Genomic DNA, 13,938 nt, shown 5'->3' with positions numbered 1-13,938 from the left:
CGTCTTCTCCGGCATCGTGTTCACGGTGTTCGCGACGACGAGGTCGGTGACGTAGAGCGTGTCGGAGTAGTTCGGGTTCTTCACGCCGGTGGAGGCCCACAGCGGCCGCTGCGCGTTGGCCCCGGCGGCGGCGAGCGCCTGCCAGCGATCGGATGCCAGGACCCCCTCGTAGGCGGCATAGGCCAGACGGGCGTTCGCGACGGCGGCCTTGCCGCGCAGCGCGAGGGCGTCGTCGGTCCCGATCTTGTCGAGGCGCGCATCGATCTCGCTGTCGACGCGGGAGACGAAGAACGACGCCACCGACCTGATGGTCGACAGGTCGATGCCCGCGGCCTGCGCCTGCTCGAGTCCAGCGAGGTAGGCATCCATCACGGCCTGGTAGCGCTCGGTCGAGAAGATCAAGGTGACGTTCACGCTGATGCCGGCGGCGGTGACCTCGGTGATCGCGGGCAGGCCCTCGACCGTTGCGGGGATCTTGATCAGGGCGTTGGGGCGATCCACCGCGGCCCACAGGGCCTTCGCCGAGGCGACCGTCGCTGCCGTGTCGTTGGCAAGGGTCGGCTCGACCTCGATCGACACGCGGCCGTCGTCCGCCGTCGCGGCAGCAACGGGGGCGAGCACGTCGCACGCGTTGCGCACGTCGTCGGTGGTCAGCGCGAAGATGACGGCGTCGGCCGTGGCACCTTCGGCGACGAGCGTGCGGACCTGGTCGTCGTACCGCTCACCGTTGGCGATGGCACCGGCGAAGATCGTGGGGTTGGTGGTCACGCCGACGACCGACTTCTCGGCGACGAGGGCCGCCAGGTTGCCGGTCTCGATCCGCTCGCGGGACAGGTCGTCCAGCCAGATGGACACCCCCGCGTCAGCGAGGGCCTTCAGTCGTTCACTCATGAATCCTCCTCGAGAGGTACTGGGATGTGCTGGTGTACGACGAACGGTGCGTCAGGCTCCGGCCGCGGCAATGCTGTCCCTGGCGGCCGCGACGACCGCTTCAGGGGTGAAGCCGAACTCGCGGAACAGGGTGCCCGCGTCGGCGCTCGCACCGTAGTGGTCGATGCTGACGATCCGGCCGGCATCGCCGACGTACTCGCGCCAGCCCTGCTTCACGCCGGCCTCGACCGAGACGCGGGCCTTGACCGTCGGCGGGATCACCGAGTCGCGGTACGCCTGGGTCTGCGCCTCGAACCACTCAAGGCAGGGGAGTGACACGACCCGGGCGTTGATCCCGTCGGCCGCGAGCTGCTCACGCGCGGTGACCGCGAGCTGTACCTCCGACCCGGTCGCCAGCAGGACGACATCGGGTTCACCGCCGTCCGCGTCGATGAGGACGTAGCCACCCTTGGCGACACCCTCGGTCGAAGCGAAGCCGCCCTCCCCACGGGGAAAGGTCGGGACGTTCTGCCGGCTCAGGATCAGGCCGGCCGGGCGGTCGGTGTTGCGCAGCACCTGCAGCCAGGCCGCTGCGGTCTCGTTGGCGTCGGCCGGGCGGACGATGTCGATGCCCGGCATCGCGCGCAACGAGGCGACGTGCTCGATGGGCTGGTGGGTCGGGCCGTCCTCGCCGAGACCGATCGAGTCGTGGGTCCAGACGTAGATGACCGGCGCGTGCATGAGCGCCGCGACCCGGACCGAGCCACGCATGTAGTCGGAGAAGGTGAGGAAGGTGCCACCGAACACCCGCGTGCCGCCGTGGACGGCGATCCCGTTCATGATCGCGCCCATGCCGTGCTCACGGATGCCGAAGTGCAGGACGCGTCCCTGGTAGGGGTCGCCCTGCCACTCCTCGACCGAACGGTCGAGGGGGAGGAAGGACGGCGCGTCCTTGATCGTGGTGTTGTTGGAGCCGGCGAGGTCGGCGGAACCGCCCCAGAGCTCGGGCATGATCGGGGCAATCGCGTTGATGACCTTGCCCGACGCCGCACGAGTGGCAACACCCTTGGGGTCGGCCTCGAACGTCGGGAGGACGGCCTCGATGCCATCCGGGAGAGCGCGCCCCTTCATGCGGTGCAGCAGGGCAGCACCCTCGGGGTTCGCGGCGACCCAGGCGGCGTACTGCTCGTCCCAGTCGGCGGCCCACTGCTTGCCGCGGGCGACCAGGGAACGGGTGTGCTCCAGGACGTCCGCGGGCACCTCGAAGTCGGCGTTCGGGTCGAAGCCGAGCACGTTCTTCGTGGCGGCGACCTCGGCCGCGCCGAGTGCGGATCCGTGCGCGGCCTCGGTGTTCTGGGCGCTGGGGGCAGGCCAGGCGATCACCGTCTTGAGGACGATGATCGACGGCTTGTCGGTGACCGCGTCGGCGGCCTTGATGGCTTCGTACAACGCCGGGACGTCCTCGGCGTAGTGCGCGAGGTCGGAGTGGTCGTTGCCCGTCCAGTCGACCGTCTGCACGTGCCAGCCGTAGGCCTCGTAGCGCTGGGCGACGTCCTCGTTGAAGGCGATGTGGGTGTCGCCCTCGATCGAGATCCGGTTGGCGTCGTAGATCACCGTCAGGTTGCCGAGCTCCTGCGTGCCGGCGATCGAGGACGCCTCGCTGCTGACGCCCTCCTCCAGGTCACCGTCGGAGGCGATGACGTAGACGTGGTGGTCGAAGATCGAGGGACCGTCGCCGGCCTCCGGGTCGAGCAGGCCGCGTTCGCGGCGCGCCGCCATGGCCATCCCGACCGCGTTGGCCAGGCCCTGGCCGAGCGGGCCCGTCGTGACCTCGACGCCAGCCGTGTGGCCGAACTCGGGGTGGCCCGGGGTCTTGCTGCCCCACGTGCGCAGCGCCTTCAGGTCATCGAGCTCGAGGCCGAAGCCGCCGAGGTACAGCTGGGTGTAGAGCGTGATCGACGAGTGACCGCAGGACAGGACGAACCGGTCGCGGGCGGCCCAGTCGGGGTCGGCCGGGTCATGCCGCATGACCTTCTGGAACAGCAGGTACGCCGCAGGCGCCAGACTCATGGCGGTGCCCGGGTGGCCGTTGCCGACCTTCTGGACAGAGTCCATTGCCAGCACTCGTGCCGTGTCGACGGCCTTGCGGTCGAGATCGGTCCACACCAACTCCGGGATCATGTGTCCGAGCCTACCCAGCCCGAGTCGGCCGCCGACACTGGCTCGGTGCCAGCACATCGGCTCGCTCGGGCTACACTCAGACCGCTTTCGATCCCCTGCCCGCGAGGATTTCCGTGACCTACGTCGACCCGACCAGCCCCGAGCTGCTCGCTGACGACGGACGGCCCGTGGCAGGTGAGGCGAAGGCCACGGCGCGTGATGTGTTGATGGCGTACGTCGGCCTCACCAAGCCGCGCGTGATCGAGCTGTTGCTCCTGACGACCGTGCCGATGATGTTCTTCGCCGCCGGTGGCGTGCCGCCGCTCGGCCTCGTCGTCGCCACCGTCATCGGTGGAACGCTGTCGGCCGGGTCCGCATCGGTCTTCAATTGTGTCTACGACCGCGACATCGACGAGCAGATGCGGCGCACGCGCCGCCGGGCACTCCCGCGCCACATCGTGACGCCGCGCGCTGCGCTGGTGTTCGGGCTGGTGCTCGGGGTGCTGTCGACCGTCGTACTGGCCTGGCAGGTGAACACGCTCTCGGCCGTGCTGTCGGTCAGCGCCATCGCCTTCTACGTGTTCATCTACACGATGCTGCTGAAGCGCCGTACGGCCCAGAACATCGTCTGGGGCGGCATCGCCGGTTGCTTCCCGACCCTGATCGGCTGGACCGCGGTCACGAACGAGCTGTCGTGGGTCCCGATCGTGCTGTTCGCGGTCGTCTTCTTCTGGACGCCGCCGCACACGTGGGCCCTCGCGCTGCGCTATCGCGAGGACTACGCCCAGGTCGACGTCCCGATGCTCCCGGTCGTGAAGCCCGCGCGCAGCGTCGCCTTCCAGATCGTCATCTACAGCTGGGTCATGGTCGCCACGTCCCTGCTGCTGTGGCCGGTCGCCTCGACGGGGATCTTCTACCCGGTCGTCGCTGCCGTGCTCGGTGCGGTGTTCCTGACCCAGGCGCACGCGCTGCACCGCCGGTCACGGACGTCGGACGAGCTGAGCATCCTGCAGCCGATGCACCTGTTCCACTCCTCGAACCTGTATCTCTCACTGCTCTTCGTCGCAGTGGCCATCGACCCACTGTTGAAGTAGGTCAGCGACGGCGGGTCGCGAGAACGACCCAGGTCAGCGCGGCCGAGGTGAGCCCGGCGCCGAGCATGTGGAACGCGACGAGGACCTCGGGCAGGTCCGTGAAGTACTGCCAGAAGCCGATCGTGCCCTGCAGGAGCTCGACGCCGAGGAGCACGGCGACGGCGCGGAACAGGACCCGGTTGCTGGTGCGCTGGGCGGTCCACAGCAGGCCGACGGTGAGCGCCACCAGGACGTAGACGGCCCAGGCGTGGACGTGCGACATCACCTGCGGGTCGAGGCCGGTGCGCCGCGACTCGAGGTCGCCGGAGTGCGGCCCGGAGCCGGTGACGACGGTGCCGAGGTAGAGCACCACCCAGCCGACGACGAACAGGAACCAGGCCAGCCGGCCGGTGCCCTGCGAGACACCTTCGCGCGACGGTCCGCGGAGGTGGTCGAGCAGGACGACACAGACACCGACGATCGCCATCGAGACGAGCAGGTGCAGCCCGACGATCCACGGGTTCAGGTCGGTCAGGACCGTGATGCCGCCGAGGACGGCCTGAGCAGGGATGCCGAGGGCGATGATCGTCGCGAGCCGTACGGCGCGGGAGTGCTCGGAAGCCCGGTTCCGGGCGGCCAGCCAGCAGGCCACCGCGATGACGACCAGGACGTAGGTCAGCATCCGGTTGCCGAACTCGATCGCGCCGTGGACGCCGAGCGCACTGTGCGGGAGGTACGACTCGTCCGTGCACTTCGGCCACGTGGGGCAGCCGAGTCCGGAGCCGGTGAGCCGGACAGCGCCGCCCGTGATGGCGATCGCGATGTTGGCGATCAGGTTGGCCCAGGCCAGCGGGACCAGCCGATCACCGAGCGCCCGCTGGACGGTCTCCCAGCGCGACGCCACGCTCACTCCCACTGGAAGGTCCTCGCTGTCAGCGCGGAGCCGACGACGGCCCAGCCCACGAGGACGAGCAGGTCGCGGACCGCCACGGTCGCGTCGCACGCTGCGCGCGCGGCCTCACCGAGCGCGCCCGAGGGCAGCCAGCGGACGACGTCGCCGAGACCGCCGTACGCCTCGGCCGGGAGCACGACGGCGCCGCCGGCGAGCAGCAGCAGGTAGACGAGGTTCGCGGCAGCCAGCGTGGCCTCGGCGCGCAGGGATCCGGCCAGCAGCATGCCGAGCGACGCGAACGCCGCCGTACCGAACACCGCGGCGAGGACCAGGGCGAGGTAGCCGCCCACGCCCTCGGGGCCGGACCAGCCGAGGGCGAAGCCGACGCCACCGATGACCACGAACTGCAGGACCTCGACGAGCAGCAGGGCGACGACCTTGCCGCCCAGCAGTGTCGCGCGGGACAGGGGAGCGGTGCCGAGCCGCTTGAGGACGCCGTAGCGGCGTTCGAAGCCGGTCGCGATCGCGAGCGACGTGAACGCGGTGGACATCACGGCGACGGCGAGCACTCCGGGAGTGAGGACGTCGATCGGCCGGCCGTCGAGGTTGACGCCCACCCGGTCGGCGCCACGGACCGATGCGACCAGCACGATGACCGGAATCACGACGGCCAACAGGAGCTGCTCGCCGTTGCGCAGCATCAACCGGGCTTCCATTCCGGCCTGCGTGACGAGCTGGCGCAGCACGGGAGCGGCGCCCGGCGCAGGAGCGAAGGTGCCGCTCGGGGTGCTCATCGGGGTGCTCATGCGAAGTCTTCCCGTCCGGTGAGCTCGAGGAAGACGTCCTCGAGGTTGCGCTGGCCGAGGGACAGCGACTCGGGCAGCACGTCGTGGTCGGTGCACCAGGCGGCGACCTTGCCGAGCGTGGAGCCGTCGGCAGGTCCGGACACCTGGAGACTGAGCGGGTCGAGGACCGTGAGCTCGGTGCCGTCTCCGAGCGCCCTGGCCAGGTCTTCCGGCGAACCGGGCGGGAACGGCTGCGTCACGACGAGCCGGATCGTGGCCACCGTGCCGCCACGGGTGAGCTCGAGGGGCGACCCACTGGCCACCAGCTTGCCGTGGTCGAGGATGTGGACCTTGTCGGCCAGCCGCTCGGCCTCTTCGAGGTAGTGGGTCGTCAGCACGACCGTCACGCCGTCGCCGCGGAGCTCCTCGAGGAGGTCCCAGACGGCCCGGCGGATCTGCGGGTCCAGCCCTGCCGTCGGTTCGTCGACGAAGACGAGTTCGGGGCGGCCGACGAGTGCCAGGGCCAGGCCGAGCCGCTGCTGCTGCCCGCCCGAGAGCCGGCGGTACGGCGTGCGGCCGCACTCGTGCAGTGCGAGCCGGTCCATCAGCAGGCCGGTGTCGAGCGGGTTCGCGTGCAACCGGGCGAAGTGGCGCAACATCTCGTCGGCGCGGGCGCCGCTCCACGCGCCGCCGGACTGCAACATCACGCCGATCCGGGGGAGCAGCTCGCGCCGCTCGCGCACCGGGTCGAGGCCGAGCACGCGGACGGTGCCCGACTGCGCGCGCCGGTAGCCCTCGCAGGTCTCGAGAGTCGTCGTCTTCCCGGCGCCGTTGGGGCCGAGGACGGCGGTGATGGTGTGGGCCTCGACCTCGAAGGAGAGGCCGTCGACAGCCGTGCGGTCGCCGTACCTCATCACCAGGCCATCGACGAGGACAGCAGGACCAGCGGGCACCCGGGGAGTCTAGAGCGCGGCCTCCGGGCCTACGCTGGCGGCCGTGACTGTCTGGTTCTACGGCGTCGTTCTCGCCCTTGCGGGTGCGGCTGCCGTGCTGCTCGTGGTGGACCTGGTGCGCGACCGCGCGGCCCAGGACTCCCACTACATCGCGCTGGCCGTGCTCGAGGTGGCGCTGCTGGCGCAGCTGGTCGGGGGAGCGGTGGCGCTGGCCCGCACCGAGCGCGACGTCGAGGGCGCGGTCTTCGTCAGCTACCTGGTCACCGTCTTCCTCGTCCCGGTCGTGGGTGCGTTCTTCTCGCTCGCCGAGCGGTCGCGGGTCGGGACCACCATCCTGCTGCTCGCGGTGGCGACCGTTGCCGGTCTCGAGCTCCGGCTGTGGGACGTCTGGGGAGGTCGGCATGCCTGAGCTGCAGCATCCGCTGTCGGAGGGCTGGGGCCGGGCACTCGTCTTCGTCTACGGCCTGTTCGCCGTCGCGGCGACCGGCCGCTCGGCCGTCCAGCTGGGCGTGGACCCGGACCGGGCGCCGCTGGCGTACTCCCTCTCGCTGCTCGCCGCGGTGATCTACCTCGTCGCCACGACCTGCCTGCTCTTCGGGGGCACCACCGGCTGGCGGGTGGCCGGTATCGCGGTCGCGATCGAGCTCCTCGGGGTGCTGTCCGTCGGGGCCATGAGCTACCTCGCGACGGATCTCTTCCCCGACAAGACCGTGTGGTCCCACTTCGGCCAGGGGTACGGATTCCTGCCGCTGGTGCTGCCGTTCGCGGGCCTGGCGTGGCTGCGGCACACCCGCCCGCGGTAGGCCCGGAGGGACCCGAATGTGACGCACGTCGCTAAGGGCTGCCTCAGTAAGCCTGACCTTGCTTGAATAGCCTCAGGCATTATCGGCACACTGTTGTTGTGGAATTGCCGACCGAGTGTGACCAGCCGACGCGCCAGCGCGTGGCTCAGTCGATCCTGGTCAACGGCGCATCCACTGCTGCGGCCCTGGCGGAGCGGCTCGACCTGACCCCCGCGGCGGTCCGTCGGCACCTCGACCAGATGGTCGCCGACGGTTCCCTGGTCGCTCGCGACCCGCGGCCCGTGGGTTCGCGCGGACGCGGTCGCCCGGCCAAGGTGTTCGTGCTGACCGAGCGTGGACGCGACGCCTTCGACCAGCAGTACGACGACCTGGCCACCGAGGCACTGCGCTTCCTCGCCGAGACGGGAGGCGACGCCGCCGTACGCGCCTTCGCGGACCGTCGGGCATCCTTCATCGAGAAGCGCTTCCCCGAGGTCCAGGCGGCCAACCCGGACGCGTCCCCGGCGCAGGTGCTCGCCACGATCTTCACCGCCGAGGGCTATGCCGCAGCGGTGCACGACATCCCCGTGGGTGCGGAGCTGTGCCAGCAGCACTGCCCCGTCTCCCACGTGGCCCATGAATTCCCGCAGTTGTGCGAAGCCGAGACCGAGGCGATCAGCCGCGTCCTCGGCACGCACGTCCAGCGTCTGGCCACCATCGCCCACGGCGACGGGGTGTGCACCACGTGCATCCCGACCGTCCACAGCATCCAGAAGAAGGAGCAGGTCACGTCATGACCTCGATCGAAGAACTGAACCCCGAGCTCAAGGGCATCGGACGCTACGAGTTCGGCTGGTCCGACAAGAACGACGTCGGTGCCGATGCGAAGCGTGGCCTCTCCGAGGAGGTCGTCCGCAACATCTCGGCGCTCAAGAACGAGCCCGACTGGATGCTCGACATGCGCCTCAAGGGCCTCAAGCTCTTCCACCGCAAGCCCATGCCCACGTGGGGTTCGGACCTGTCGACGATCGACTTCGACAACATCAAGTACTTCGTCCGGTCGAGCGAGAAGCAGGCTGCGACCTGGGACGATCTCCCCGAGGACATCAAGAACACCTACGACAAGCTCGGCATCCCCGAGGCGGAGAAGCAGCGTCTCGTCTCCGGTGTCGCCGCGCAGTACGAGTCCGAGGTCGTCTACCACTCGATCCGCGAGGACCTCGAGGCCCAGGGCGTGCTCTTCCTCGACACCGACACCGCGCTGCGCGAGCAGCCGGAGCTGTTCAAGGAGTACTTCGGCACGATCATCCCGATCGGCGACAACAAGTTCTCCGCGCTGAACTCCGCCGTGTGGTCGGGCGGCTCGTTCATCTACGTGCCCAAGGGCGTCCACGTGGACATCCCGCTGCAGGCCTACTTCCGCATCAACACCGAGAACATGGGCCAGTTCGAGCGGACCCTGATCATCGTCGACGAGGGCGCCTACGTGCACTACGTCGAGGGCTGCACGGCGCCGATCTACTCGTCGGACTCGCTGCACTCCGCGGTCGTCGAGATCATCGTCAAGAAGGGTGGTCGTTGCCGCTACACGACCATCCAGAACTGGTCGAACAACGTCTACAACCTCGTGACGAAGCGCGCTGTCTGCGAAGCCGGCGCGACCATGGAGTGGGTCGACGGCAACATCGGCTCCAAGGTGACGATGAAGTACCCCGCCGTCTACCTCATGGGCGAGCACGCCAAGGGCGAGACCCTGTCGATCGCCTTCGCGGGCGAGGGCCAGCACCAGGACGCCGGCGCCAAGATGGTGCACGCTGCGCCGAACACCTCGAGCTCGATCCTGAGCAAGTCGGTGGCGCGCGGCGGCGGCCGGACGTCGTACCGCGGCCTCATCCAGGTCAACGAGGGTGCGCACGGCTCGAAGTCCAACGTGCTCTGTGACGCGCTGCTGGTCGACCAGATCAGCCGCTCGGACACCTACCCGTACGTCGACATCCGTGAGGACGACGTCTCCATGGGCCACGAGGCGAGCGTCTCGAAGGTCTCCGACGACCAGCTGTTCTACCTGATGTCGCGTGGCATGGGTCAGGACGAGGCCATGGCGATGATCGTGCGCGGGTTCATCGAGCCGATCGCCAAGGAGCTCCCCATGGAGTACGCCCTCGAACTCAACCGGCTCATCGAGCTGCAGATGGAAGGAGCCGTCGGCTGATGTCGGCTGCTGTAGTGAGCGACGCCCTCGAGCAGGAGCACGTCGAGTCCCACCTCCACCCGGAGCCCACCTTCGACCTCGAGGCGCACCCGCTGCCCACCGGTCGCGAGGAGGTCTGGCGGTTCACCCCGCTCAAGCGCCTGCGTGGCCTGCTGGAGGACGTCCCGTCGGTCGAGACCCTGGAGTGGAAGGAGTCCCTTCCCGCCGGTGTCACGCTGACCCGTTTCACCACCGAGGACGCGATCGCCCTCGGCGGTACGGCGCCGTTCGACCGCCTCGGTGCGCTCGCGGCCAAGAACGCCGGTGGTGCCCTGGTGCTCGACATCCCGTCGAACACCGAGGTCGAGGAGCCGGTGCGGCTGATCCTGCACGGCACCGCGCTCGACGCCCTCGTCTGGGGCCACCTCGTCATCCGGATCGGCACGCACGCCAAGGCGACGGTCGTCGTCGAGCACTCGGGCAGCACGACGTACAACGCCTTCACGACGGTGCTCGTCGGTGACGGCGCGCACCTCGACCTGGTCCACGTCAACGACTGGGCCGACGACGCCGTGCACGCCGAGCAGATCAACGCCCGGGTGGGCCGCGACGCGACCCTGCGCCAGTTTGAGTTCACCCTCGGTGGCGACCTGGTGCGCACCAGCACCAACGTCGACTACGCCGGCCCGGGTGGAACGGCCGAGCTCTTCGGCCTGTACTTCGCCGACGCGGGGCAGCACTTCGAGCACCGTCTCTTCGTCGACCACACCGCTCCGAAGACCGTGTCCAACGTGGTCTACAAGGGCGCACTGCAGGGCGACAAGGCGCACACCGTGTGGGTCGGCAACGTCCTGATCCGCAAGGTCGCCGAAGGCATCGAGACGTACGAGGAGAACCGGAACCTCATCCTCACCGAGGGCTGCCACGCCGACTCGATCCCGAACCTGGAGATCGAGACGGGCGAGATCGCCGGTGCCGGCCACGCCTCGGCAGTCGGTCGCTTCGATGACGAGCAGCTGTTCTACCTGCGCTCGCGCGGCATCGAGGAGAAGGAAGCCCGCAAGCTCGTCGTGCGCGGCTTCTTCGACGACCTGATCCGCAAGGTCACCATTCCCGAGCTCGCCGCGAAGTTGAGCGGCCAGGTCGAGGAGGAGCTCCAGCGCCACGTCCTCGCGGACCTGGCATGACGTTCGAACGCGCGTGTGCGCTCGCCGACGTCCAGACCGACGAGGCCCTGGCCGTGACGATCGACCGGTACGACGTGGCGATCGCGCGTAACGGCGACGAGGTCTTCGCCCTGCAGGACCTCTGCTCGCATGCAGCGGTCCAGCTGAGCGAGGGCGAGGTCGACAACGGCACCGTCGAGTGCTGGCTGCACGGGTCGTGCTTCGACCTGCGCACCGGCAAGCCCACGAACTTTCCGGCCACCGAGCCGGTAGCCACCTTCCCAGTAGAAATCCGCGACGGCGACGTGTACGTCGACGTGGAGTCCACCCTGAACGGAGTCACCCCCACATGAGCACTCTCGAGATCAAGGACCTGCAGGTCCAGGTCAACACCGAAGACGGTCCGATTGAGATCCTCAAGGGCGTCACGCTGACCATCAACTCCGGCGAGACGCACGCCATCATGGGCCCGAACGGCTCCGGCAAGTCGACGCTGGCCTACTCCATCGCCGGTCACCCGCGCTACGAGGTCACCGGTGGCACGGTCACCCTCGACGGCGAGGACGTGCTGAGCATGTCCGTCGACGAGCGCGCCCGCGCCGGCCTGTTCCTCGCGATGCAGTACCCCGTCGAGGTCCCCGGCGTCTCGGTCTCCAACTTCCTGCGGACCGCCAAGACCGCGATCGACGGCGAGGCCCCCAAGCTCCGCACGTGGGTCAAGGACGTCAACGGCGCGCTCGAGAAGATGAACCTCGACACGACCTTCTCGCAGCGCTCGGTCAACGAGGGCTTCTCCGGTGGCGAGAAGAAGCGCCACGAGATCGCCCAGCTCGACCTGCTCGACCCCAAGGTCGCGATCCTCGACGAGACCGACTCGGGTCTCGACATCGACGCGCTCAAGGTCGTCTCGGACGGCGTCAACCGGTTCCGTGAGCGCGACAACAAGGGTGTCCTGCTGATCACGCACTACACGCGGATCCTGCGCTACATCAAGCCTGACCACGTCCACGTGTTCGTTGCCGGCCGCGTCGCCGAGTCCGGTGGCCCGGAGCTCGCCGAAGAGCTTGAGGCCAACGGCTATGACCGCTTCCTCAAGGCAGCTGCGGAGTCTGGGGTCTGATCATGGCTCCCCTCACTGGTCTGCTCCCCGAGCTGGAAGTCATCCGCAAGGACTTCCCCATCCTGGAGCGCACGCTCGCGGGCGGGCTGCCGCTGGTCTACCTCGACAGCGCGAACACCTCGCAGAAGCCGCAGGTCGTCATCGACACGATGGTCGACCACCTGGAGCGGCACAACGCGAACATCGCACGTGCCATGCACCAGCTCGGTGCGGAGTCGACGGAGGCCTACGAAGCGGCGCGCGACAAGGTCGCCCAGTTCCTCAACGCCCCGTCGCGCAACGAGATCATCTTCACCAAGAACGCCACCGAGGCGCTCAACCTGCTGGCGCGCACCATCACGCTCGCGCCCGGCGACAACGTCGTGATCACGGAGATGGAGCACCACTCCAACATCGTGTCGTGGCAGCTCGCCTGCGAGCGCTCCGGTGCGGAGCTGCGCTGGTTCGGCCTGACCGACGATGGGCAGCTCGACTTCAGCAACGCCGACCAGCTGGTGGACGAGAACACCAAAGTCGTCGCGTTCACCTGGGTCTCCAACATGCTCGGCACCATCAACCCGGTCGCCGACCTGGCGGCCCGGGCCAGGGCAGTCGGTGCGGTGTCGGTCATCGACGCCTCGCAGGCTGCGCCGCAGCTGCACGTGGACGTCCAGGCCGTCGGTTGCGACTTCCTCGTGTTCACCGGCCACAAGGTCTGTGGACCGACGGGCATCGGCGTGCTCTGGGGTCGTGAGGACCTGCTCAACGAGCTGCCCCCGTTCCACGGCGGCGGCGAGATGATCGAGACCGTGACGATGGCGCGTTCGACGTACGCCAAGGCGCCGCACCGCTTCGAGGCCGGCACCCCGCCGATCGTCGAGGCCATCGGTCTCGGCGCTGCGGTCGAGTACCTCGGCCACATCGGGATGGATGCCATCCATGCCCACGAGCAGGCAATCACCGGCTACGCCCTCGAGGGTCTGCAGACGGTCAAGGGGCTCACCGTGCTCGGGCCGCTCGATGCGGCCTCCCGCGGCGGCGCGATCTCCTTCGAGCTCGACGGCGTGCACCCGCACGACATCGCGCAGGTGCTCGACAGCCGCGGCATCGCCGTACGCGCGGGCCACCACTGCGCGAAGCCGGCCCACGCGCGGTTCGGTGTCCAGAGCTCGACCCGGATGTCGTCGTACCTCTACACGGAGCCGCGGGAGATCGACGCGCTCGTCGAGGCGCTGGAATACACCCGCCGCTACTTCAAGTTGGACTGACCTGATGACTGCACAGGATCTGGACGCGCTCTACCAGGAGATCATCCTGGACCACTACAAGTTGCCACATGGCAAGGGACTGCGGGAGCCGCACGAGGCCGAGGTGCACCACGTCAACCCGACGTGCGGCGACGAGGTGACCCTGCGGGTGCACCTCGACGGCGGCGTCGTCAGTGACGTGTCGTACGACTCGGTCGGATGCTCGATCTCGCAGGCGTCGGCCTCGGTGCTCTACGACCTCGTGGTCGGCAAGAGCGTCGACGAGGCGATGGCGATCCACCAGGAGTTCCTGACCCTGATGCAGGGCAAGGGCACCGTGGTGCCCGACGAAGAGATTCTCGAGGACGGCATCGCATTCGCCGGGGTGGCGAAGTTCCCCGCCCGCGTGAAGTGCGCACTGCTGTCCTGGATGGCGTGGAAGGACGCGACGACACAGGTCGTCGCCTCAGCAGTTGACGCAGACGGAGGCAAGGCATGAGCGAGCACAACCATGACCACGACCACAGCCACGACGGGCATGGCCACGGCCACGGACACGGCGTCGACCACGGTGACCTCCCGGAGGTGCCCGAGGCGGGCGCCCACAAGATGGTCGGCTCGTCCGCGTCGTCGAACGTTGCGATCGCCGACGTCGAGGAAGCGATGAAGGATGTCGTGGACCCCGAGCTCGGCATCAACGTCGTCGACCTCGGCCTGGTC

The 13,938-nt window shown here is 68.8% G+C and carries 16 protein-coding genes; 11 read left to right on the top strand and 5 right to left on the bottom strand.

The features are described from left to right. Both tal and tkt read right to left on the bottom strand, forming a co-directional pair. A partial coding sequence (tal, locus tag ACOADB_RS17390) for a transaldolase (RefSeq protein ID WP_378601163.1) occupies nt 1-891 on the bottom strand: 891 nt, incomplete at its 3' end. A 51-nt stretch (nt 892-942) separates the two neighbouring features. Next, nucleotides 943-3,051, bottom strand: coding sequence for a transketolase (gene tkt / locus ACOADB_RS17385; RefSeq protein ID WP_378601160.1), 2,109 nt, complete (start codon nt 3,049-3,051; stop codon nt 943-945). Nucleotides 3,052-3,218: 167 nt separating this feature from the next. Between tkt and ACOADB_RS17380 the strand changes: the two genes are divergently transcribed. Next, complete coding sequence (locus tag ACOADB_RS17380) at nt 3,219-4,124, top strand: heme o synthase (RefSeq protein WP_378601234.1); 906 nt, start codon at nt 3,219-3,221, stop codon at nt 4,122-4,124. Between the two features lies 1 nt (nt 4,125). Here ACOADB_RS17380 and ACOADB_RS17375 read toward each other — a convergent pair whose 3' ends face one another. Genes ACOADB_RS17375 through ACOADB_RS17365 form a run of 3 tightly spaced genes read right to left on the bottom strand, consistent with a single transcriptional unit; the run spans nt 4,126 to nt 6,733 of the window. Beyond that, nucleotides 4,126-5,019 (bottom strand): COX15/CtaA family protein, encoded by an 894-nt coding sequence (locus ACOADB_RS17375; protein WP_378601157.1) that lies wholly within the window; start codon nt 5,017-5,019, stop codon nt 4,126-4,128. Then, nucleotides 5,010-5,801: an ABC transporter permease gene (locus ACOADB_RS17370; protein WP_378601154.1), complete on the bottom strand. Its 792-nt coding sequence runs from the start codon at nt 5,799-5,801 to the stop codon at nt 5,010-5,012. The genes ACOADB_RS17375 and ACOADB_RS17370 overlap by 10 nt, the downstream gene beginning before the upstream one ends. After that, a complete protein-coding gene (locus ACOADB_RS17365) occupies nt 5,798-6,733 on the bottom strand; it encodes an ABC transporter ATP-binding protein (RefSeq protein WP_378601151.1) in 936 nt (311 codons plus the stop codon). Before ACOADB_RS17365 ends, ACOADB_RS17370 begins: the two co-directional genes overlap by 4 nt. A gap of 43 nt (nt 6,734-6,776) precedes the next feature. Between ACOADB_RS17365 and ACOADB_RS17360 the strand changes: the two genes are divergently transcribed. The 10 genes from ACOADB_RS17360 to ACOADB_RS17315 all read left to right on the top strand — a co-directional run. After that, a complete protein-coding gene (locus ACOADB_RS17360) occupies nt 6,777-7,142 on the top strand; it encodes a hypothetical protein (protein WP_378601149.1) in 366 nt (121 codons plus the stop codon). Next, nucleotides 7,135-7,536: a hypothetical protein gene (locus ACOADB_RS17355; RefSeq protein WP_378601147.1), complete on the top strand. Its 402-nt coding sequence runs from the start codon at nt 7,135-7,137 to the stop codon at nt 7,534-7,536. The genes ACOADB_RS17360 and ACOADB_RS17355 overlap by 8 nt, the downstream gene beginning before the upstream one ends. 98 nt (nt 7,537-7,634) lie before the next feature. Then, nucleotides 7,635-8,312, top strand: a complete 678-nt coding sequence (locus ACOADB_RS17350) for a helix-turn-helix transcriptional regulator (RefSeq protein ID WP_378601145.1) — start codon at nt 7,635-7,637, stop codon at nt 8,310-8,312. Further along, nucleotides 8,309-9,727 (top strand): Fe-S cluster assembly protein SufB, encoded by a 1,419-nt coding sequence (gene sufB / locus ACOADB_RS17345; RefSeq protein WP_378601143.1) that lies wholly within the window; start codon nt 8,309-8,311, stop codon nt 9,725-9,727. The genes ACOADB_RS17350 and sufB overlap by 4 nt, the downstream gene beginning before the upstream one ends. Then, nucleotides 9,727-10,893, top strand: coding sequence for a Fe-S cluster assembly protein SufD (sufD, locus tag ACOADB_RS17340; RefSeq protein WP_378601141.1), 1,167 nt, complete (start codon nt 9,727-9,729; stop codon nt 10,891-10,893). The genes sufB and sufD overlap by 1 nt, the downstream gene beginning before the upstream one ends. Then, nucleotides 10,890-11,225 (top strand): non-heme iron oxygenase ferredoxin subunit, encoded by a 336-nt coding sequence (locus ACOADB_RS17335; protein ID WP_378601139.1) that lies wholly within the window; start codon nt 10,890-10,892, stop codon nt 11,223-11,225. Before sufD ends, ACOADB_RS17335 begins: the two co-directional genes overlap by 4 nt. After that, on the top strand, nt 11,222-11,992 hold the full coding sequence (gene sufC, locus ACOADB_RS17330; RefSeq protein ID WP_378601137.1) for a Fe-S cluster assembly ATPase SufC: 771 nt from the start codon (nt 11,222-11,224) through the stop codon (nt 11,990-11,992). The genes ACOADB_RS17335 and sufC overlap by 4 nt, the downstream gene beginning before the upstream one ends. Nucleotides 11,993-11,994: 2 nt before the next feature. Beyond that, nucleotides 11,995-13,239, top strand: a complete 1,245-nt coding sequence (locus tag ACOADB_RS17325; RefSeq protein ID WP_378601135.1) for a cysteine desulfurase — start codon at nt 11,995-11,997, stop codon at nt 13,237-13,239. A gap of 4 nt (nt 13,240-13,243) precedes the next feature. Further along, nucleotides 13,244-13,717: a Fe-S cluster assembly sulfur transfer protein SufU gene (gene sufU / locus ACOADB_RS17320; protein ID WP_378601133.1), complete on the top strand. Its 474-nt coding sequence runs from the start codon at nt 13,244-13,246 to the stop codon at nt 13,715-13,717. Next, nucleotides 13,714-13,938: iron-sulfur cluster assembly protein (locus ACOADB_RS17315; protein WP_378601131.1), on the top strand; the 225-nt coding region annotated here is incomplete at its 3' end. The genes sufU and ACOADB_RS17315, both read left to right, overlap by 4 nt.

The organism is Nocardioides sp. CPCC 206348, from assembly GCF_048654705.1.
Taxonomy (GTDB): Bacteria; Actinomycetota; Actinomycetes; order Propionibacteriales; family Nocardioidaceae; genus Nocardioides.
The sequence above is the reverse complement of the archived record's forward strand: the minus strand, read 5'-3'. Positions and strand labels throughout refer to the sequence as shown.